Source organism: Clostridioides sp. GD02377 (assembly GCF_045899875.1).
Taxonomy (GTDB): domain Bacteria; phylum Bacillota; class Clostridia; order Peptostreptococcales; family Peptostreptococcaceae; genus Clostridioides; species Clostridioides difficile_A.
Window position 1 is genome coordinate 33157 of record NZ_JBJODA010000024.1, and the last position, 22609, is coordinate 55765.

At 28.3% G+C, this 22609-nt stretch carries 20 protein-coding genes; 12 read left to right on the forward strand and 8 right to left on the reverse strand.

Annotation, left to right across the window (positions count from 1 at the left end; genetic code table 11):
• The first annotated feature begins 37 nt into the window (after positions 1-37).
• Complete coding sequence (gene aspS, locus Q3304_RS18100) at positions 38-1825, forward strand: aspartate--tRNA ligase (RefSeq protein WP_054271313.1); 1788 nt, start codon at positions 38-40, stop codon at positions 1823-1825.
• A 192-nt stretch (positions 1826-2017) separates the two neighbouring features.
• Here the strand turns inward: aspS and Q3304_RS18105 are convergent, their stop codons facing one another.
• On the reverse strand, positions 2018-2887 hold the full coding sequence (locus tag Q3304_RS18105) for a LysR family transcriptional regulator (RefSeq protein ID WP_054271311.1): 870 nt from the start codon (positions 2885-2887) through the stop codon (positions 2018-2020).
• A gap of 403 nt (positions 2888-3290) precedes the next feature.
• Between Q3304_RS18105 and Q3304_RS18110 the strand changes: the two genes are divergently transcribed.
• Entirely contained in the window at positions 3291-4721 is a 1431-nt protein-coding gene (locus Q3304_RS18110; protein WP_407814479.1) for a cell wall-binding protein Cwp14, read from the forward strand.
• 80 nt (positions 4722-4801) lie between these two features.
• Here the strand turns inward: Q3304_RS18110 and Q3304_RS18115 are convergent, their stop codons facing one another.
• The 4 genes from Q3304_RS18115 to Q3304_RS18130 all read right to left on the reverse strand — a co-directional run bounded on the left by Q3304_RS18115 (position 4802) and on the right by Q3304_RS18130 (position 10053).
• Positions 4802-5071 (reverse strand): hypothetical protein, encoded by a 270-nt coding sequence (locus tag Q3304_RS18115; RefSeq protein ID WP_407814478.1) that lies wholly within the window; start codon positions 5069-5071, stop codon positions 4802-4804.
• 2 nt (positions 5072-5073) lie between these two features.
• Positions 5074-6516 (reverse strand): Na+/H+ antiporter NhaC, encoded by a 1443-nt coding sequence (gene nhaC / locus Q3304_RS18120; RefSeq protein WP_407814477.1) that lies wholly within the window; start codon positions 6514-6516, stop codon positions 5074-5076.
• A gap of 23 nt (positions 6517-6539) precedes the next feature.
• Entirely contained in the window at positions 6540-7706 is a 1167-nt protein-coding gene (locus tag Q3304_RS18125; protein ID WP_407814476.1) for a MalY/PatB family protein, read from the reverse strand.
• Between the two features lie 241 nt (positions 7707-7947).
• Complete coding sequence (locus Q3304_RS18130) at positions 7948-10053, reverse strand: sigma-54 interaction domain-containing protein (RefSeq protein WP_407814475.1); 2106 nt, start codon at positions 10051-10053, stop codon at positions 7948-7950.
• 235 nt (positions 10054-10288) lie between these two features.
• On the opposite strand from Q3304_RS18130, the gene Q3304_RS18135 reads away from it, so the two are divergent.
• Genes Q3304_RS18135 through Q3304_RS18145 form a run of 3 tightly spaced genes read left to right on the forward strand, consistent with a single transcriptional unit; the run spans position 10289 to position 11481 of the window.
• On the forward strand, positions 10289-10690 hold the full coding sequence (locus Q3304_RS18135; protein ID WP_054271306.1) for a hypothetical protein: 402 nt from the start codon (positions 10289-10291) through the stop codon (positions 10688-10690).
• A gap of 42 nt (positions 10691-10732) precedes the next feature.
• Positions 10733-11026, forward strand: a complete 294-nt coding sequence (locus Q3304_RS18140; protein ID WP_407814474.1) for a metal-sensitive transcriptional regulator — start codon at positions 10733-10735, stop codon at positions 11024-11026.
• 14 nt (positions 11027-11040) lie between these two features.
• Positions 11041-11481, forward strand: coding sequence for a SoxR reducing system RseC family protein (locus tag Q3304_RS18145; protein ID WP_054271305.1), 441 nt, complete (start codon positions 11041-11043; stop codon positions 11479-11481).
• An 84-nt stretch (positions 11482-11565) separates the two neighbouring features.
• Here Q3304_RS18145 and Q3304_RS18150 read toward each other — a convergent pair whose 3' ends face one another.
• Entirely contained in the window at positions 11566-12039 is a 474-nt protein-coding gene (locus Q3304_RS18150) for a threonine/serine exporter family protein (protein WP_054271304.1), read from the reverse strand.
• Positions 12039-12827 (reverse strand): threonine/serine exporter family protein, encoded by a 789-nt coding sequence (locus Q3304_RS18155; RefSeq protein WP_054271303.1) that lies wholly within the window; start codon positions 12825-12827, stop codon positions 12039-12041. The genes Q3304_RS18150 and Q3304_RS18155 overlap by 1 nt, the downstream gene beginning before the upstream one ends.
• 327 nt (positions 12828-13154) lie before the next feature.
• Here Q3304_RS18155 and glyA point away from each other — a divergent pair, with 327 nt between their 5' ends.
• From glyA to Q3304_RS18190, 7 genes are all read left to right on the forward strand, one after another.
• A complete protein-coding gene (gene glyA, locus Q3304_RS18160) occupies positions 13155-14399 on the forward strand; it encodes a serine hydroxymethyltransferase (RefSeq protein ID WP_054277337.1) in 1245 nt (414 codons plus the stop codon).
• Positions 14400-14644: 245 nt separating this feature from the next.
• Complete coding sequence (locus Q3304_RS18165) at positions 14645-15742, forward strand: MGDG synthase family glycosyltransferase (RefSeq protein ID WP_054277336.1); 1098 nt, start codon at positions 14645-14647, stop codon at positions 15740-15742.
• Positions 15733-16431 carry a polysaccharide deacetylase family protein gene (locus Q3304_RS18170; RefSeq protein WP_407814473.1) on the forward strand — a complete coding sequence of 233 codons (699 nt, stop codon included), beginning with the start codon at positions 15733-15735 and terminating at the stop codon, positions 16429-16431. The genes Q3304_RS18165 and Q3304_RS18170 overlap by 10 nt, the downstream gene beginning before the upstream one ends.
• A 2-nt stretch (positions 16432-16433) precedes the next feature.
• Positions 16434-17498: a lysylphosphatidylglycerol synthase transmembrane domain-containing protein gene (locus tag Q3304_RS18175; protein ID WP_054277334.1), complete on the forward strand. Its 1065-nt coding sequence runs from the start codon at positions 16434-16436 to the stop codon at positions 17496-17498.
• 182 nt (positions 17499-17680) lie between these two features.
• On the forward strand, positions 17681-18385 hold the full coding sequence (locus Q3304_RS18180; protein WP_054271298.1) for a response regulator transcription factor: 705 nt from the start codon (positions 17681-17683) through the stop codon (positions 18383-18385).
• Positions 18378-19700, forward strand: a complete 1323-nt coding sequence (locus Q3304_RS18185) for a histidine kinase dimerization/phospho-acceptor domain-containing protein (protein ID WP_407814472.1) — start codon at positions 18378-18380, stop codon at positions 19698-19700. The genes Q3304_RS18180 and Q3304_RS18185 overlap by 8 nt, the downstream gene beginning before the upstream one ends.
• A 111-nt stretch (positions 19701-19811) precedes the next feature.
• Entirely contained in the window at positions 19812-21185 is a 1374-nt protein-coding gene (locus tag Q3304_RS18190) for a hypothetical protein (RefSeq protein ID WP_407814471.1), read from the forward strand.
• 241 nt (positions 21186-21426) lie between these two features.
• Here the strand turns inward: Q3304_RS18190 and pdaA are convergent, their stop codons facing one another.
• Positions 21427-22368 carry a delta-lactam-biosynthetic de-N-acetylase gene (gene pdaA / locus Q3304_RS18195; protein WP_407814470.1) on the reverse strand — a complete coding sequence of 314 codons (942 nt, stop codon included), beginning with the start codon at positions 22366-22368 and terminating at the stop codon, positions 21427-21429.
• Between the last annotated feature and the right edge of the window lie 241 nt (positions 22369-22609).

Sequence of the window (22609 nt, forward strand, 5' to 3'; positions counted from 1 at the left end):
ATATAGCATTAAAATTAAATAAAATGGAGGTAGTATCTTGGAAACTTTAAAGGGTCTAAAGAGAACTCACTACTGTGGAGAGTTGAGAGAAAAAAACATAAATGAAGAAGTTGTACTTATGGGATGGGTACAGAAAAAAAGAAACTTAGGTGGTCTTGTATTTGTTGATTTAAGAGATACAAGTGGATTATGTCAAATAGTTTTTGATACAGATGTAGATAAAGAAGCTTTTGAAAAAGCTGAAAAATTAGGAGCTGAATTTGTAATAGCTGCAAAAGGAAAAGTATGCGAAAGACAATCTAAAAATCCTAATATGCCAACTGGAGATATAGAAATATTTGCCACTGAACTTAGAATCTTAAATAAGTCAGAAACTCCACCTATTTATATAAAAGATGATGATGATGTTTCAGAAGCATTAAGATTAAAATATAGATACTTAGATTTAAGAAAAGCATCTATGCAAAGAAACTTAAAATTAAGACATAAAGTAATGAATATTACAAGAAATTACTTATCGAATAATAGATTTTGTGAAATAGAAACACCATTTTTAATTGCACCAACTCCAGAAGGAGCAAGAGATTACCTTGTACCAAGTAGAGTTAATCCAGGTAAATTTTATGCATTACCACAATCACCACAATTATATAAACAGTTATTAATGGTAAGTGGTATGGATAGATATTTCCAAATAGTTAAATGTTTTAGAGATGAAGATTTAAGAGCAGATAGACAGCCAGAGTTTACACAAATAGACTGTGAAATGTCTTTTGTTGAGCAAGAAGATGTTATGAATATGATTGAAGGATTGCTTGAAGCTATATTTAAAGAAGTTTTAGATGTAGAATTAACACTTCCACTTCCTAAGATGACTTATGCAGAAGCTATGTCTAGATATGGTTCAGATAAGCCAGACACTAGATTTGGATATGAATTAACAGATATATCTGATGTTGTTTGTAACTGTGGGTTCAAAGTGTTTGCGGATGCTACACAGCCAGGTAAAAGTGTTAGAGGTATAAATGTAAAGGGTAAAGCTGATGATTTTACTAGAAAGCAAATATCATCATTAGAGGAACATGCTAAAACATATAGAGCAAAAGGTCTTGCTTGGATGAAAGTAGGACAAGAAGGAGTAACTTCTCCAATAGCAAAATTCTTTAATGAAGAAGAAATGAATGCTATACTTACAAGAATGAATGCTGAAGCAGGAGATTTGCTTTTATTTGTAGCTGATAAAAACTCAGTAGTATTTGATGCTTTAGGACAAGTTAGACTTGAAGTAGCTAATAGACTTAACATGTTAGATAAAAATGTATATAATCTATTATGGGTAACTGAATTCCCTGTTTTTGAAGAAGATGAAGAAACAGGAAAATTCTCAGCAATGCATCACCCATTTACATCACCTATGGATGAAGACTTAGACAAGTTAGAAGAAGGTGATAAAGCATCTTTAAGAGCTAAAGCTTATGACATCGTATTGAATGGTTATGAGATAGGTGGAGGAAGTGTTAGAATATCAAATTCTGATGTACAATCAAAAATGTTTAAAGCACTTGGTTTTACAGAAGAAAGAGCTAATGAGAAGTTTGGATACTTATTAGAAGCATTTAAATATGGAACTCCTCCTCATGCTGGTTTAGCTTTTGGTCTTGATAGACTTGTTATGTTACTTGCAGGAGCTGACAATATAAGAGAGGTTATTGCATTCCCTAAAAATCAAAATGCTGTTTGTCCTATGACAAATGCTCCAACATTAGCAGAAGATGAGCAATTAGAAGAATTAAGTATAAAAGTTGATATAAAAGACAATGAATAATATATAGTTATAAGAAATTAAAATGTAAAAAGTCTGGATATAAAGCATATTTATATTCAGACTTTTTTAGTTAATCTATTTTTTCTTTTTTATCTATTAAGCCTATCTTTATCTTTGGTCTTCTAGCCATATTTTTATACATCCCCCTTGTATTTTTATTTAATATGAAAAGACTATAATTATAGCTTTTATTTAAAGATTTTTAAAATAGTTAATAAGAAAGTCTTTAAATAATAACACAGCTTTAGATGTGTAATTTTCATTAAACCATGATAGATTTAAGTATCTTTTAAATTCAATATCTTTTATATGTAATAGTTTAATTTCTGGGTCTTTAGATAATCCCCATGATTTTCCACATATAAATCCAACACCTTGAAGTGATTTTATGAGTGCATAGATTGTATATGGTGAATCGCATTCAAAGGCTATTTTTGGTTTAAAATTAGCAGATTCACATAGTATATCTATTATTTCTCTATAGTTCTCACCCTTAGTTATAACTATGAAGTTCTCATCAGAAACTTCACTTAGGTAGACTTCATCTTTTAAAGATAAGTTATGGTTAATTGAAATACCTAGTAATATCTCTTCACAAGTTAAAGTTATATTATTTTCTGAATTTATTTTTGTAAATGAAGAAGATATATACAAATCAAAATCACTTTTCTTGTAAGAAGATGGCAGAGTATGTGAGACATTAAAAGTAATGTTAGGATATAGTTTTCTAAAATTACTTAAAAGTGAGGGTAGTACATTAGCTGCTGCAGTAGCTAATATTTTTACTTCTCCTGAGTTCTCTAAAGAAGTATCTCGTAATTCCTTTTTTGACATTTCTACCAAATCTAAAATACTATCCACTCTTTTTAAAAATAATTTTCCATATTCATTTAATACAATATATCTTCCTTTTCTATCAAACAACTTGACTCCAAGTTCTCTTTCTAAAGAAGATATGGTCTTACTTAAAGCTGGTTGTGCTATATTTAGTTTTTGTGATGCTTTTGTTATGTGTTCCATTCTAGCAACTGTTTGAAAGTACTTAAGATGCAATAAATCCATAATATAAAATACACCTCTTTTAATATGACTTGAGTTATATCAATTTGATAATTAACTATATATTATACATTATAATATAAAGCTTGTATAATAAACTATAGTATATCAAAAAGTTAATCACATAGTTAATTATGTATTATACATAATCTAATTAAAAAAAATGAGTCCAATATATAATTAATTAAAGAAATAATGCTGAAAATTTTAATTATATAAAAATATATCTGAGAAATAAATTGTATATCAAGCAAGGTAAAAAATTATTATAGAAGTTAAGATATATTAAAAATAAAATTTTATTTATATTATTTAATATCTTAGAGTAATGATATTAGCTAAATTATTATGTTATACTATTTTAAATAGGAAAAATTTAGATACTATAATTTTAGGGGGAGTTAAGATGAAATTAACTAAATCAATATCATCCGTATTGTGTTTATCTCTAGTTTTAAGCTTATCACCAGTGTCACATGCAAATGATGAAATAAGTAGAACAACATTGGAAAATACTTTAGTAGGTCAGGATAGATACCAAACTGCTATTGAAGTAAGTAAAAAAGGATGGAGTAGTGCAAATGAGGCTGTAGTTGTAAATAGTGAATCTATTGTAGATGCATTGTCTGTAACACCATTTGCAAAATTAAAAAATGCTCCTATACTATTGACAGAAAAAAACAATCTAAATTCACAAACTGAGAAAGAATTAAAGAGATTAGGAGTTAAAAAAGTTTATATAATTGGACTATCTAGTTCTGTATCAAATGATGTACAAAAACAGTTAGAATCTAATAATCTAACTACTGATAGAGTTGGTGGTAGTGATAGATACCAAACAGCCTTGAGTATAGCTAAAAAAATAGAGGAATTAAAAGATATATCAGAAATAGCTATAGTAAATGGATATACAGGTCTTGCTGATGCAGTTAGTATAGCTTCTGTAGCTGCGACTAATGGAATGGTTATACTTCCAGTGTCTGATTCATCTGGAATATCTAGCTTTAAAGATTTTATAGAATCTAAGAATATAAGTAAATCATACATAATAGGCTCTACTAATGCTGTATCAGATAAAATAAAACAAAGCTTACCTAATTCTGAAAGAATAGGTGGAGCAGATAGAAATGAAACTAATGGTAAAGTAATAGAAAAGTTTTATACATCCAATAAATTAAATAATGTATTTGTAGCCAAAGATGGAATGAAAAAGCAAAATCAACTTATAGATGCTCTAGCAGTAGGAGTGCTGGCATCAAAAGAAGATTCTCCTGTACTTATAGTAGGGGAACAATTAAGTACAACACAAAAGAGTGTATTTTCAAATAAAAGTGCTACCTCTATAACTCAAGTTGGTAGTGGAGGGAATGAGAGTGCATTTAAAGAATTAAAAGAGTTACAAACAAATAGTACTAATAAGAAAGTAATGTATGTAACTAATACAGATAAGGTGAATATAAGAAGTGATGCTACAATAGAAGCTTCTGTTATAGGGTATTTAAATAATGGTGATGAAGTAGAAGTTTTAGAAGTATTAAAAACAGGATGGGTAAAAATAAAATACAATGAAGATATTGGGTATGTTAGTGGGTCTTATCTGACAAATAATAAGCCTGATAGTAGTAATGAAAATGTAAAAATAAAGTATGTAAAAGAAAAAGATGGTCTTAATGTTAGAAAAGGACCAAGTACAGAAGATGAAAAAATAGGACATCTTTCATATGGAAGTAAAGTGGAAACAATAGAAATGTTTGCTACTGGATGGGTAAAAATAAAATATAGTGGTGGATATGGTTATGTAAGTAATGATTATTTATCTGATACACCAGTTATTTAATTATAAATAATAGTAAAAGAAACTGCTTTAATATATGAAGCAGTTTCTTTTTTATAAAATTTTAAGCTTTGTGGTTATTTCTAGTTGGATACCTTAATTCTAGGATTAATTATTATGGATATTGCTATCATACAAATACTTAAAATCCAGTGAATAATTCCAAACTTAGATATCAATAAATTCAATCCTGCTATAGTAAATAAACAATATTTAATTAGAATTAAAAGCGAATTTATAGAAATACCTTTTATTGAAAGTATTCTAAATCCTAGGAAAGACATTCTAAGCCCTACAAATGCCAATAATATACCTGTAATATCTTGAATTAAGTAATAGTATTCAAAGTTCATACTTAATCAACTCTTCTCTGGGCAATGTCAAATATCTCTAACTCTTCAATTTCATCATCTGTATATGTAAGCATAGTAAAGCCAGTTACACCATAAATAAATGAAATTATAGGAGTAATCCAACTTAAGAAACAGTATGGTATAAATTCTAGTGGACTTACACCAAGAGTTTGGGCACAGAAAACAGCATTTGAATTCCAAGGTATTAATGGTCCACCAAGTGTGGCTGTATCTTCTATAATTCTAGATAGATTCTGTGGTTTTAATCTAAACTCTTTGTATATTGGTGACATTAAAGTTCCAACAAATACTGAAGTAAACATCATTGATGAGCTAAATGCATTTGCAAAATAACTTACTATAAAGGTAGACCCAACCAATTTAGTTCTAGATTTTCCTATTTTAGTTATCATAGGCTGAAGTAGTACCTCTAAGAAACCAGTTTTTTGGAGAATACCAGCAATAACAAAAACTACAAAGACTAGTAAAACGGTTTCAGCCATGCTCATGATTCCCCCACGATTTAATAGCTTGTCAGCATAGGCAAATCCAGTATCGATAGTAAAACCTGATAGCATATAATTTAAAATATCGCCTATTTTTTCTCCTTCTTGAAATACAGCTATGATAAGCCCCATTATAGCTGAACTTAATATAGATATAATAGGAGGTTTTTGTAACAATAGAAGTAATAATAAAAACATTATTGGAATCATTGCTACTAAACCAATATGAAAGTTTGAATTTAATACATCTTTAATTTGGTTTATTTGAACATAGTCAATAGTGTTATTTGAATATTTTAAGCCAATTACTGTATATAGAACTATGCATATTACGTATGCAGGTCCTGTTGTGTAAACCATGTGTTTCATATGTGTAATCACATCTGTCTTACAAACTGCTGCAGCTAAGTTTGTAGAATCTGATAGGGGAGACATCTTATCTCCAAAGAAAGCTCCAGAAATGACTGCACCAGCTGTTAAACCAAGAGGAATACCCATGCTAGTACCAATACTCATCATTGCTATACCAGAAGTTCCAAGAGTTCCCCAAGATGTACCTGTAGCAACAGAAGTAAGTGAACAGACTATTAATGTTGTAAGTAAAAAATATTTGGGTGTTATTATTGTTAGACCGCTATACACTACTGTTGGTATCGTACCAGCAGCTATCCAAGCTGCTATTAGTACGCCAACAGAAAGTATAATTAAATTTGATTGAAAGGCATCCTTCCCAACCTCAAATCCGAAAGTCTCTATTTCATCATTAGTGTAACCAAGCTTCATAGCAGCAGGAACTACTATAAGCCATGAAAGTAAAAACATTATAGTTATAGAGGCATTAAATACAACTATACCAATTGATGTTAAAGCTATTATTGCAAGCATTACTAACAAGGAATATCTAAATGAAGGTCTTTTTCTTTCTGTATCTATTTTCATAGTGCAAATTCTCCTTAAATATTTTAGTTGATTGCATTTTTTATTCTTATAAGAGCTTCTTCAAGCATACTTTTTGGACACGCTAAGTTTATCCTTTGATACCCTTTTCCTCCAATGCCAAAACTATTTCCTTGATTTAAGGCAATCTTACCTTTTTTAACAAGTATACTTTCTAGTTCATCATCACTCAATCCAAGTTCACTAAAGTCTACCCATAATAAATAAGTTCCCTCTGGTTTTCTAACTTTAAGTTTTGGCATATTTTCATTTATATATTTTATAGCAAAATCTATATTGGATTCTAAATATTCCAAGAATGATTCTAACCAAGGTTCACCATTATTATATGAGGCCTCTGTTGCAACTAAGCTGAAGCAGTTATTTCTTTTTATATCAATTCTAGTGAAGGCATTATCTAACAACTTATAGTCTTTTTCATCAGGTAGTATCACATAAGATGATTGAAGACCAGCTATATTAAAAGTTTTAGTTGGAGCCATACAAGTAATTGTATTTTTTTCATATTCTTTAGAAATAGATGCCATAGGGATATGTTTATGTTTTTTTAATATAATATCACTATGTATTTCATCAGATATTACTTTTACATTATGTTTAAGGCAAATGTCTCCTAGTTTTTTTAATTCTTCTTTTGTCCATACTCTACCAACTGGATTATGAGGATTGCAAAGTATAAACAATTTTACATCTTTAATCTTGCTTTCAATGTCTTCATAATTCATTACATAATTTCCATCTTCTAGTTTTTGTAATGGGCTTATAACCAGTTCTCTATTATTATTTTTCACAACGCTATTAAAAGGACTATAAACTGGTTCTTGTATCATTATTTTGTCGTTTTCTTTTGTAAGTTCGTTTATTAAAAGACTTATAGCTGGTATAACACCTGGGCTATAAACTAACCATTCACTTTTAATTTTCCAGTTATGTCTTCTATCTAGCCAATTTACTATCGATTCATTGTAAGAATCTGTTCTTGCTGTGTAACCATAAATCTCTTGCTCTAGTCGATTTTTTAAAGCATCAATTATACAAGGGGCAGCTTTAAAATCCATGTCAGCTACCCACATAGGAAGTAAATCATTGGTTCCATATTTTTTATCCATCTCTGACCATTTAGACGAAAAATTATTACTTCTATCAACAACTTCATTAAAATTATAATTCATTATAAAAACCTCCAGTAATTTTAAAATTTATGTTAATAATATTAAGCAAACAACATGCCAAGATGGATAATAAAAAGTAATTAACAATAAGTTAATATTTGATATTAAGTAATTTCAAAGTATAGAGCAATTAAAAATATTAATTATATTTAGAACTTTGTGGAAAAGCTTATTTCGAATAAAGTTTCATATGTATGAAAATATAAATAAATGGGGTTAAGTGGTTTAACAGTTTAACTTATTAGACCTGTTTATATTTTTTTATAAATTCAACCCCTTTTGATGTTATAACTGAACCACCACGACCAACAAGTATGTCTACAAGTCCAAAGTCTTGTAATTCTAGAAGTATATTTCTAATCTGTTGTTCTGTCAGAAATCTATTTTCATTTAAAGCTATTTTATACAGACTTTTTCTGCCAATTCTTTCTTTTAAATCATAAGCCTTCTTTAAATTGTCCAATATAAATAGGTATTCCTCTAAAGGTCTTTTAAAGTTATAATCATGTTTTATTAAGTTTTTGTCTTTGTTAATGTTTAATTGATATTTTACTGTTTTATCTGTTACTTTGTTACAGACAGTCCTACTATAATTTGAATCTATAGTATCCAATATATATTCAGGTAAGTCACAAATTTCTATAACATCTTTTCCTAAGTAGCAGAAGTATTCTCCTAAATTTCTTAATTCCCTTACATTTCCTTCCCATTTATACACTTTAAAGATTTCTTTTACTTCTTCACTTAGAATAAAATTACATGGAATATCATACTTTAGAGAATTGAAAATCTCAAATATATCAGTAGGTCTTTCTCTAAGAGGGTGTATTTTAAGAGGAAGAACGTTTAATCTAAAGTATAAATCTCTTCTAAACATGTCTTTAGATACAAGTTCTTTTAAATTTCTATTAGTAGCTGCAATTATTCTTACATCAATATCAATGACATTGTTTGAACCAATACGCCTTACTTGTTTTTCTTGTATAACTCTAAGTAATTTAGATTGAGAATTTAAATCCATTTCTCCAATTTCATCCAAAAATATAGTTCCATTGTTAGCTAATTCAAATAAACCAATCTTTCCACCTTTTTTAGCACCAGTAAAAGCACCTTCATCATAGCCAAATAGTTCGCTTTGTAATAAATTTTCTTGAAAAGTACTACAATTTACTGCTACGAAAGGACCATCTTTTCTTCTAGAGGCGCTGTGAATAGATTGAGCAAATAATTCCTTGCCAGTACCACTTTCACCAATTATTAAAATAGAGGAGTTTGATTGAGCCATGCTATTGGCAATTTTTTTTGTATTAATGGTTTGTATACTAGAGCCTAATATATCATCAAATGTATATTTACTGACATTACCTGAATTGACTAATTGTGCTCTTAACTTGGCTTGCTTTTTTTCTAGCTGAGAGAATTTGGTCATTTTCAATATAAATCCATCAAATACATTTAATTGTATATGTTTAATCTCTAAATTTATATCTACATGATTTATTTTAATTAATTTTTCATAAAATGGAGCTTTATTGGTTAATATGTTTTGAAAATTTATTTCTCTTATACAATCACCAATAAATTCATAAATCATTTCATTTGCATTTATAGATAAAATTTTTCTAGCTATATGATTGTAAAATTGAATTATCCCATCATTATTGGTGCATATAATTCCATCATCAATTATAGATAATAATAAATCAAATTGCCTTTCAAATTTATTTGCATCTAATAGTAACTCACCTGTACTATAGCTTGTAGGTATTATTTTTTCTACATATTTTTTTATTAAGTCATCTTTTATTAGATGTTTTAGTTTAGTTTTTGTAGCAATTTCAACTATACAACTTAAATCTATTATTCTATATTTCAAGTCTATAACTTCACAATTTTTAACTTTAGGTAAGATTTTTTCGCCAGGAGTTAGTATTATAGCATCTGTATGAGTAAATTCTATCTCTGGATAACAAGGTAGGATATTGATATTGTCTATTCCTAGTCTATGTATTAAAGATATTGTCTCTATTGCCATATCCTTACTTAGATTATATACATAAATAATTTTATCTTTTTCTAATCTTGATATCATATCTATACTGTTCTTTTCAAATGTTAACTTAGGTACAATAATTTGAGCATCATGATGGGATAATTTTGCTATCTCATCATATTTTAAATAAGCAGATAATAATATCAAACTTTCTTTAAAAAATCTTAAATTTCCTTCTTCAAATGAGTATAAATTTATTTTTATATTGTTACCTAAAAATTGTCTTATTTGGTCTTCATAAATTTCTCCAGCATCTTTTTTTAAACTTACAATAGCTAATTCCATTTGTTTCATTTTAACCTCTCATACAAATTTGACTTATTATAGATTATATAACAATTAAACTAGATATAAATAATTTTGTTTAATTGTTATTATAAATTTATTATAGATTATATATGGAAGTAAAAGAAATCGCTAAAATTATTCCTTTTATTTTTGTTTTTTGTATCTATTTGGTATAATAGTATTAAAGCGTATAATAATTTAGGCAAAATTTTTTAAGAGGAATATTAGAGGAGAATATAATATGAAAAAATGTCTTTACTGTAATAGGGATATAAAGTCACCAAATAATAAATTAGCTATACAATATGATGACAATACAAATATATATCCATGTCGTGCAGAATGTAAGGAAAAAATTGAAGAATATATAGCGAAAAAACCTACATATAAATTTATAAATATATTAGAGGTTCTTTTAGGTGTGGGTGGAATATTTTGTTTTTTGAGTAAATGGACTATTGCAGCCCAAGTTGTACTTGGAATTGATGCATTGGTTATATTTTTATTTCCATTAGCAGGGTTTAAGATGAATGGAAAGTTAAGTATGGAACAAACTAAGAATCAAAGTAGGTCTATTGCAATATCAATTTTAGCATTTATAGTAGTAATAACTGTATTGTATTTTAAACAAATTGGTAAGTAGAGCATAATTGAATAAGACATCATTAGAGTATGAGGTGAGTTTATGGAAGAAAGAAAATTAGCGCCAAACAATGAGAGAGAAGCTCTTATAAAAAGATTAAAGAGAATAGAAGGTCAAGTAAAAGGGATACAAAAGATGGTAGAGCAAGAACGTTATTGTGTTGATATACTGGTTCAGATATCTGCTATAAGGTCTGCTATAAACAGAGTGGGCACGATTATACTGGAAAATCATATAAAAGGATGTGTAACAGAAAGCATCAAACATGATGATGGTGAGCAAACTGAAGAGATGATAAAAGAACTTATGGATACTATAAATAAATTTACAAAATAAGGAGGCGGTTAGTTATGAATCAACAAGGATTTATTATGGAAATTGTTGATGATAGAACTGCAAAATTAAAAATGCAAAGACATTCAGCTTGTGCTGCTTGTGGAAAGTGTGCTACTACAGATTCGGCAGAGTCGAAGGAAATATTAGTAGAAGTAGATAACACAATTGGTGCAAAAGTTGGTGACCATGTAGAAGTAAGTATGGATAATATGAATGTATTAAAAGCAGCTGTAATGGCTTATATAATACCACTTATAGCACTTCTTGTGGGAACAATAGGGACTTACTATATATTAGGTGCAATAGGAGTAACATCTGGTGTTGAAGCCATAAGTGGATTGGTTGGAATCTGTCTTACAATACTTTGCTATCTGTACTTAAAGAAGAATGACAAAAAATTCAGAGATAGTAGAGAGTTTATACCAGTAATAACAAGAATATTAATTGACCTTTAAAATAATTAAAAAAAAGCAATGTACTTTTTGAATAAATACCCAGTGTGTATTTGCAAAACTTTAGTACATTGCTATTTTTGTGTTTTATTTCGATTTTCTGTATGGAATAAAGTTTTTTCTGATTTTTAAAAGATTCAATGTTCTTACAAAAGAAGTTACAACTAATACACCTAATGCTATTGCAGCACTTAAAAATAATGCATCTGTACCTTTTGACATGGCCAAAGAATAATTTTTTTGAATCAAAGATAACATTGTATTGTACAATCCAATACCTGGTATTAAAGGAAGTATACCTGGTATTACGAACACAATAGCTGGTTGTTTTAACTTTCTAGCTAAAGTCTCACTACATGCTGAGACTAAAGCAGCAGCTATAAATCCTGCAAAAACTGCATTTGTAGTAAAATTAAATAAATAAACATACACAATCCAGCCAATTCCACCAGTTATTCCAGCTGGAAGAAGTAGATAAAGTGGAGCATTAAAGAAAACAGCAAATCCAGCAGTTGCAATGCCTGAAAATAAAAAATGTAAAATCATTGACATATCAGTCATTAGAAAGGACCTCCTATTCTATACCATGTATCAAGAACAAAACCAACTCCAGAAGCAATTGCAATAATAATCATAGCTGCATCAAAAGCACGAGAAATTCCTGATATTAAATTACCTGATATTAAATCTCTAATAGCTTTTATAAAGGCAACTCCTGGGAGTAATGGCATTATAGCACCAACTATAAGCATCTTAGGGTCATTTAAAATGCCTATTTCAACTAACAGAACTCCTGAAAGTGCAATTAAAAAAGAGGATACTAAACAGGAAAATGCAGATATTGCACTTATCTTCATAGTTTTATCATAAGTAATCGCGGCAAAGATTGCTATTATAAATGTAAGTATAAAATTTAATACATAATTCCCTCCAAGCAAACAAGCAAAACAAGCAGATGCAATTCCTGTACAAGAGTAAAATAACCACAAAGGATAAGGTTTTACATCTTGGATTTCATAAAGACGTGCAATGGCATTATCAATATCATATTCTTTGTCGCTTACAAATTCTCGAGAAAAACTATTTAATAAAGAAATCTTATTTAAGTTTATACCTCTTGATTGAATCGTTTTCATAAATGAAAAGCCATCAAATTTTTCATCAGAAATAATTATTACTGTAGGAGTTGTAAAAATATTTACATGATAAAATCCTCTTGACCTGCATATCCTAAGGACACTGTCTTCAACCCTAGATGTTTCAGCTCCATTTTTTATCATAAGTTCCCCTACAAATAGAGCTAATTTTAGAATATTTTTCTTATATTCAAGCTCCTCATTTTGATTCATAAATACACCTCCAAATTAAAAACCGTAATATTGAAATTATACCAAATTTCTAAGCAATATTCCTTAATATATATATAAATTATATTATCTTTTTTTATTTAAAAATAGTCACATTTAAATTATATCCAATTAAAAGAATTAGACAATATTATTTATTATATTTTAACTTAAAAATAAAGAAAGTAACTATGTTAAATATAGAAAAATAGCAAAACACTTGACTATTAATTTGTAAAGGACTATAATAATAAATTATCATATTGATAAAAACGAAAATTATGAAATGTCTGTAAAAATAAAAATTAAATAATAACTAGGAGGAGTAATATGTTTGAGAACTTGAAAAAAGCGGACCCTGAGATTTATGAAAGTATGAAAAGAGAGTTAAAAAGACAACAAAGAAATATTGAATTGATAGCATCTGAAAACATAGTATCAGTTCCAGTGATGGAGACTATGGGAAGCCATCTTACAAATAAGTATGCAGAAGGTTACTCAGGAAAAAGATATTATGGTGGATGTGAGTACATAGATGAAGTTGAAACTCTTGCAATAGATAGAATCAAAAAAATATTTGGAGCAGAGCATGCTAATGTTCAACCTCACTCTGGAGCAAATGCAAATATTGGTGTATATTTTGCTATGTTAAAACCAGGTGATGTTGTTATGGGAATGAATTTATCTCAAGGTGGACATTTAACTCATGGTGCTCCAGTTAATATTTCTGGTCAGTATTATAAATTTTATGAATATGGTATAGATAAAAATAGTGGACTTATAGATTTTGATGAAGTTAGAAAAATAGCGCATGAAGTAAAACCTAAAATGATAGTTGCAGGAGCAAGTGCATATCCTAGAGAAATAGATTTTAAAAAATTTAGAGAGATAGCTGATGAAGTTGGAGCATTGCTTATGGTAGATATGGCTCACATAGCAGGTCTTGTTGCAGCTGGCCTTCACCAAAATCCATGTGAAGTGGCTGATTTTGTTACAACAACAACTCACAAAACTTTAAGAGGGCCTCGTGGAGGAGTTATTCTTTGCAAAGAAAAGTATGCTAAAGCTATAGACAAAGCAATATTCCCTGGAATTCAAGGTGGGCCTCTTGAGCATATAATTGCATCTAAAGCAGTTTGTTTTAAAGAAGCTTTAAGTGATGAATTTAAAGAGTATCAAGTACAAGTTGCTAAAAATGCAAAAGCTCTAGCTGAAGAACTTATTAAAAGAGATTTTAAATTAATTTCTGGAGGTACAGATAATCATTTAATATTATTAGACTTAACTAATAAAAATATAACTGGTAAAGCTGCAGAAAAAAGATTGGATGATGCTTATATAACAGCTAATAAAAATACAATTCCATTTGACCCAAATGGTGCTCTTGTTACAAGTGGGATAAGACTTGGTACTCCAGCTGTAACTACTAGAGGTATGAAAGAAGAAGATATGGCAATAATTGCTGAGGCCATAGACCTATGTTTAACTTATGATGAAGAATCTAAGGCTAGAACATTAGTTGTTGGATTAACTGAAAAATATCCTTTATATGAAGAATATAATATTATGGATTAATTATAAAGAATAATTAAATAAAGTATGTTTAAATAATTATAATGATTGTGTATGTATTTGAATATATAGATATAAAACCCAATTGGTATAGGAGATAATCTTCTATATTAATTGGGTTTTATACTTTTTAATTAAAACTTTAAGATTTCTTAAGAATTATACTAGGTTTTTCTAAAGATTTAAAGTCTATACTTATAAATATAGTAATTAGAGGAAAAGAAAGACTTTAATGAGGAGGGAATCTTATGAAAGTATTAATTCTTACAGGAAAATTTGGTATGGGTCATTACTCAGCATCAAATTCTTTAAGTGAAGATATAAAAACAAAATTTAATAATTCAGAAATAATAATTAAAGATATATTTGAATATATTATGCCTAACTATTCTGATAAAATGTACAAGACTTTTTCTATTCTTGTAAATCGGGGAAGTAGTCTTTATAATTTATTTTATAAATGTACAGAAAATGGAAAGAAAGATATAAAATTTACTTTTTCAGATTATTTTTTAACTAAATTAGACAAGTTACTTAATGAAATACAACCAACAGTAGTTATTTCAACTTTTCCATTTTGTTCACAATTAGTATCAAGATATAAGGAAAAGTATAATTCAAATCTTCCTTTGATAACATGTATAACAGATATAAGTAGTCACTCAGAATGGATTAGTAAAAATACAGATTGTTACTTAGTAGCTAGTAAATCTACGAAGGAAGAACTTGTTTTTAAGGGAATAGATGAAGAAAAAGTTAAAGTTAATGGTATTCCAGTAAAAAAAGAATTTAAAAAAATAGAACATATAAATCACTCAAATAAAAAAAATATACTTATAATGGGTGGAGGTTTAGGGTTACTGCCTAAGTCAGAACAGTTTTACAGTGAATTAAATAGTTTAGAAGGAGTAAAAACCACTGTAATAACTGGTAATAATAAAAAAATGTACTATAAGTTATCTGATAGATATGAAAATATAGAGGTAGTAGGCTATACGAATGAAGTATATAAATATATGAAAAATGCTGACCTTATTATTTCTAAACCAGGTGGAATAACTCTATTTGAAACTATTTATTCAGAACTTCCAATATTAGCATTTAATCCATTTTTACAACAAGAGATAAATAATGCTGATTTTATATTGAATAATAAGATTGGAAGAATACTTGATAAAAATAAAAAATACTATGTAGATGAAATAAAAGATTTAATTTATGATGATGCCACTCTTCAAGAGATGAGTAGAAATATGAAAGAATTAAAAAAACAGTTTGATAACAATACATTAGAAAATATTTTATTTTCATTTGATGAACAAGGAGAGTGTATAGAATGTATGTAGTAGGTTTAATTATAGTTGTTGCATTGATTTTTTTGGTACATTCAATTATACCTACATATTATAACAAACTATTAAATAAAGATGTATTAAAAAATATGACTAGAGAAAATGAAATTGCACTAACATTCGATGATGGTCCAGATAAGAGATATACAGAAAAATTATTAGATGTTTTAAAAGAAAATGATATAAAAGCCATGTTTTTTGTAGTTGCAAAGAATGCTGAAAAAGAGCCTGAAATTATAAAAAGGATGTTAAGAGAAAATCACATAGTTGGTTTACATTCATTGGAACATAAGAATGCATGGCTTTACAGTTATAATTATGTTAAAAAAGATTTTATGGAAAGTGTAAATATAATGAAAAATTTAGGTGTAGATATAAACTATTATCGTCCACCATGGGGTCATACTAATATATTTTCAAATCTATTTGTTAAAAAATATAATCTAAAAATGACATTATGGGATGTAATGGCAGAAGATTGGAGTAAAGATAGTACTGTAGAGATTATTATAAACAAATTAATGAGTAGAACAAAAGAAAAGTCTATAATTTGTTTGCATGATGCGGGTGAAAATTCAGGTGGTGCAGTAGGTGCACCTGAGCGTACTATTGAAGCTTTGAAGATAGCCATTCCAAAACTTAAAGATAGTGGTTTTAACTTTGTAGCACCAGAAAGGATGTAGCTATGATAAGTAAAACTGAAAAGAAAAATAAGTGCCTAGGTAGTGTTGCTTTTTTAGTTTTACTAATGGGCATAACAGGATACTTTGTTTTTAGAGGGCAATCAATTGAATCATTAATAAAATCATTAAAAGGCGCAAGTCCTATGTTTATACTAATTGGATTTATGATGATGATTATATATGTTGCCTGTGAAGGTATAAACATATATTTAGGTGTAAAAGCCTTAAAACAAAAAACTACTCTTTTAAAATGTATGGGGTATGCTTTTATTGGATTTTATTTTAGCTCAATTACACCTTCAGCCTCAGGTGGTCAACCAGCACAAGTTTATTATATGAAAAAAGATGATATAAATATATCTTACTCTTCACTTATATTATTAGTTATTGTTGTTATTCATCAAGTGGTTATATTGGCATATAGTGGAATAATGTTCATTATGGAACGTGAATTTATACTAAACAACGTAAGTGGTATGAATATTTTACTAATATATGGTGTAATAACAAATGTAGCTCTTGTAGTTGGAGTAATCGCAATTATATTTTCAAAGAGACTGGTAAATAATTTTATAATATCAATAACAAACTTATTAGGAAAGTTAAGAATAATAAAAGATGTTGAGGGTTCAAGAAAAGTTATAACTTCTCAAATTGAAGAATATGTTAAAGGTGCTCAATATATAAAACAGAATCCAAAGCTTGTAATACAAATTTTAGCCATAACGATTATACAAATAACAGCTATGTTTTTAGTACCATTCTTTGTATACAAAGCTTTTCATCTATCAACATATACTGTATTTGAGATATTGGCAATACAATCACTACTAAATATTGCTGTTTCATCATTGCCATTACCAGGAGCTGTTGGAGCTTCTGAAAACAGTTTTATGACATTGTTTAAAATATTTTTCCCAGGTCATTTACTAGTTCCAGCAATGTTACTTAGTAGAGGAATAAGTTTCTATGCATTTGTAGCTATAAGTGGTTTGATATGTATTATAGTACATGTAAAATCTTCTGAAAAAGTTAAATCAGTAAAAAAAGTCATTTATGCAAGATAATATTATATAGATTATTTTTATAAGTATGTCAATTTATGTATACATGTTAATTGAATAGTAAATGTATTTACAATAGTAGAAAGTATTAAAACGTGTGACATTGCTAAGCTTTTGCTAATAAAGTATAATATTTTATATAGTTTGAAATATTTAAGAAATATAGCAAAGAAAGGAGCTTAGTGATGAATAAAGAGATTCCAAAAAAAATTTTAGTAGCTGATGATAATCCTGAGATTAGAGAAATTGTAGAGATACTTTTAACTGGTGAAGGTTATGAAGTTGTTATGGCTACAAACGGGGAAGAAGCTGTAAACTTAGTAGATAGTACGATTGACTTGATTATTTTGGATGTTGTCATGCCTGTAAAGACTGGGTTTGTTGCATGTAATGAAATTAGAGAAAAAACAACAGCCCCAATCTTATTTTTGACTGCAAAAACTCAAGATTCTGATAAAGTTATTGGATTTTCAGCAGGAGGAGATGACTATTTGTCGAAGCCTTTTTCATATTCTGAATTAATTTCAAGAGTTAAGTCACTACTTAGACGTTATTATATATATCAGGGAAAGGAAAAGGAAAGAGAGCCAAACATATTACATACAAAAGAATTATATGTCAATTTAGATACTCAAGATGTTACATTGAATGGAGAACCTGTATTTTTAACAACCATAGAATATAGTATTTTAGTACTTATGTTAAAAAATAGAAAGAAGGTTTTTTCATCTGAAAATCTATATGAAACTATTTGGGATGAACAATATTTTTATACAGCAAATAATACCATAATGGTTCATATTAGAAATTTAAGAAAAAAATTAGAAAAAGACCAAAAAAATCCACAATACATAAAAACTGCATGGGGGAAGGGGTATTATATTGATTAGCAAAATTAAGCCATCAAAGTTGGGTGTTATACTATTGATATATGTAGTAATCTCAGCTGCAGTGGCTTTTGTTTTAAATATACCACTTTACTATACTGTTGAATCTATAGTAAAAGACGTGTCAGAAGGAAAGGTATATTTTAAAAGAGAAGTAGACCAACTTATGGATGATTTTCAACTTTATGTTACTGAGAATAATGTAAGTTCAAATGATGGAGATAATATAGCAAAATGGAATGGTGATAACTGGTTTGTTTCTATGAAGATATACAAAGGAAATAAGGTTTTTTATGATACATTATACTATCCTAATGAAGTACCAGATAAAAGTGAGGAAAATGAATTTTATAGTAGTTCTATGGCTAGAAATTATGAAATACAATTTTCTAATGTTAAAGCTGATATAGTTGTAATAGCATTATTTAGATTCAGATTTCAAAATTTTATAGATGCAATCTCTATTACATTTATGGCACTTACATTTATTATAACATTCCTGCTATTATTAAGTAGAAAGATAAAATACCTAAGGAAAATAGAGATGGGTATAAAGATAGTGGAGAGTGGTAGTTTAAAGTATAGAATTCCAGTCAAAGGGAATGACGAATTATCATCACTTGCATCTAGTATTAATGAGATGAGTCAAACATTAGAGCATCAACTTATAAAAGAAAGAGAAATGAAGAATAAAAATAAAGATATAGTAACTTCAATATCACATGATGTTAGGACTCCATTAACATCAGTAATATGTTACTTAGATTTAATTAAAGACCATAAATATAATAGTCCTGAGCAACTAGAACAGTATATAAAAAATGTAAGGTCTAAAGCATATCAAATAAAAGATTTAACTGATGACCTTTTTACCCATTTTGTCAATTCTGGAGAGGAAGTTTCCAAAGAATATGAAAAGATAAATGTAAATGAATTTATTTTTCAATTGCTTTTAGATAGTTCATATACATTGGAGGAAAAAGGCTTTCATATAACCATAGAGAATGAACTTTATAATCAGTATCATATTTATGTAGATGTAACACAATTTAGGAGAATATTTGATAACTTATGTTCTAATATAATAAAATACGCTAGAAAAGATAAACCAGTAGTATTTTTAATTAAAGTTGAAGATTCTAAATTATTAATTATACAAAAAAATAGAGTGAGTAATTTTTCAAAAAATGTAGAAAGTTTTGGAATAGGTATAAAAAATTGCGAAAAAGTAGTTGCACATCATAATGGGAGTATAAATGTAAACTCAGATGATGAAGAGTTTTCTATTGAAATATCTATTCCAGTAAAGAAATTATAAAAATTTAAATTTTATATTGTACAGTTAATAATTGTGTATCTATGAGCAAGTAACAAGTTAACTTACAAGACCATATAATATTATTATCTTAAAAAAAGGGGACATAATAATATGGTTTTGACAGGAGCACATTATATTTACATTGTATTTATGGTAATTATATTAATTACTATGATTATGAAAAAGGATACAATAGTACCATGTATATTGGGTGTTTTTTTCATGGGATTATTCTTTGAGAAAAATATATTTGGGGCTATAACAGTAGTATTCAACTCATTTATTATATCTTTAAATGAGTTGGAACCAATTATTTTAATTATAGCTATTATGGTTGCTTTATCTAAAGCATTAGAAGCCAATAATGCTATACAATATATGGTAAGGCCATTTTCAAAAGTTATAAAAAATTCTAATACTGCATTTTTTGTAACTGGATTTGTCATGTTAATTCTTTCATGGTTTTTCTGGCCGACTCCAGCTGTTGCTTTAGTTGGGGCTGTTTTTTTACCTGTTGCTATGAGAGCTGGATTACCAGCAATTGGTGTTGCAGTGGCATTAAATTTATTTGGTCATGGTCTTGCTTTATCTACAGACTTTGTCATTCAAGGGGCTCCAAGTATAACAGCTGGTGCAGCAGGAGTTGCAGTATCATATGTTATAAATGATGGTATGATTCTATTCTGGGTAATGGGAATTGTAACGATATCTATGGCATTTTATACATTGAAAAGAGACATTAATAAGGGAATGTTTAGAGAAGAACTCAAAGATTTTGAAAGTGAAGAAGTGGAAGAGTTTAATGGAAAATCTAAAATAGCAACTATTTTAGTAGCTTTAGGATTTCTTGCTGATATAATTGCAATGTATGCATTTGACCTAAAAGGAGGAGATGCTTCAGCACTTTTAGGTGGTACAGCAGTGTTTTTAATAATCATTATAAATACCATAAATTTTGGAAAAGATAGTCTTGAAAATGTCTGTGAGAATATAATTGATGGTTTTGTATTTGGTATAAAAATATTTGGAGCAATTATACCAATAGCAGCATTCTTCTATATGGGTGAAGTTGCACCTTTAACAGGCGTATTTGGAAAAGTATTAGCACCAGGCTCACAGGGCTTATTATCAGATATAGGCATAGCTCTTTCTCAAACAATACCGCTTAATAAGTTTGCTGTATCAGGTATAGAAACTATAGTAGGAGCAATAACTGGACTTGATGGTTCTGGTTTTTCTGGAATTTCATTAGTAGGCTCACTTGCTTCTGTGTTTGGAACAGCTATCAATGCAAGTGTTGGTGCATTAGCTGCATTAGGACAAATCAGTGGTATTTGGGTAGGGGGAGGCTGTTTAGTTCCTTGGGGACTTATCTCAGCAGCAGCAATTTGTGGAGTCAGCCCAATAGAGTTAGCAAAACGAAATTTTGTCCCAGTTATAACTGGGTTGATTGTAACAACTATAGTAGCAATGTTTATTATTTAGTTGAGTAAATAAGCATTAATTATATGCAAGTTTAAATAAACCTTGATTATATACAAATAAAAAATAGAGGTATAGCTGTAATTTATAGTAATGATTTTACTAACATTAAGCTATACATCTATTTTTTATTGATATTCTTCTATTAAATGATTTATATAGAAGATATTTTTATATTGTACTTTATAATGCTTAATAGACTATGTCAATTTGTAGATTTTAGATACAATTTAAAGTATTAATATTAATACTTTAAAAGTTCAAACTCATATCCTAGCTTTCTTGAATCTGATATAATATTATTTAAAATTTCTGTACTAGTTTTGGAAACTGCATGTAATAGCAAAATAGAGCCATCATGTAAATTATCCATTATTTTCTTATTTGCTTCTTCATGTGATGGTTGTTTTTCAGTATCCCAATCCCTGTATGCAAAACTCCAAAACACAGTCTTATATCCTAAGTTTTTAGTCATTGCTAAACTTTTCTCTGAGTACTTGCCCATAGGAGGTCTGAAAAATTTAACCATATCTTTTCCAGTTGCATCCTTATAGAGTTTTTCAACATCAGAGAATTCACCATTAAAGCTTTTTAAATTACTTGTTTTTGTTGGCATAGATGGATGAGATTTACTGTGATTTCCAACTATATGTCCTTCAGACACCATTCTTTTAACTAAGTCTTTATTTTCCTTTATGTATGGAGATGTAACAAAAAAAACTGCTTTAACCTGATTTTGTTTTAAAATATCTAGTATCTTTGATGTATATCCATTTTCATAGCCCTCATCAAATGTAAGGTATAAAGTTTTCTGGCTATCTTTTTTAGGCCCATTATATATGGCATCATAGTCAGAAAATTTAAAATCAATGTCAGTATTTACCTCTGGGGTCTTATGTTTAGTGTTTGGTATGTAAAACCAATCAAGAGTGGTGTTATCTAAAGAGGATACATCTAGTTTGTCACTATCATTATTAATAGTATCTTGTTTTGATGGTTTATCTGTTCCATCTGAAACGACAACATTGGAAGTATCCTTATCGCCATCTAATTCTTTATTATCTTCTTGTGACTGTGTTTCTTTATTTTGGTTTGTATTTTGTTTGCTCTGTGAATTTGAACATCCAACAATAAAAAAAACAGATAGACAAATTAATGCTAAAAAATATAATATCTTTCTAAACATTTTGAAGCTCCTTTCTAAATTAATAACAATTGTACATAGTATCATTATAATTGTAAATTCTTACTAATAATAGTTACATCTTTGAAAATAAAGTCATAATAGTATTACAAATAGATGAATAATCGATAAATTTAAGAAAAAATGAAAAAAGTAGTTGACCATACTAGAATAAGATGTTATTATAATAAATGTGCTCAACAAGAAGTAAAAAAATAACAAGCACAAAGAAGCAAATTAAATG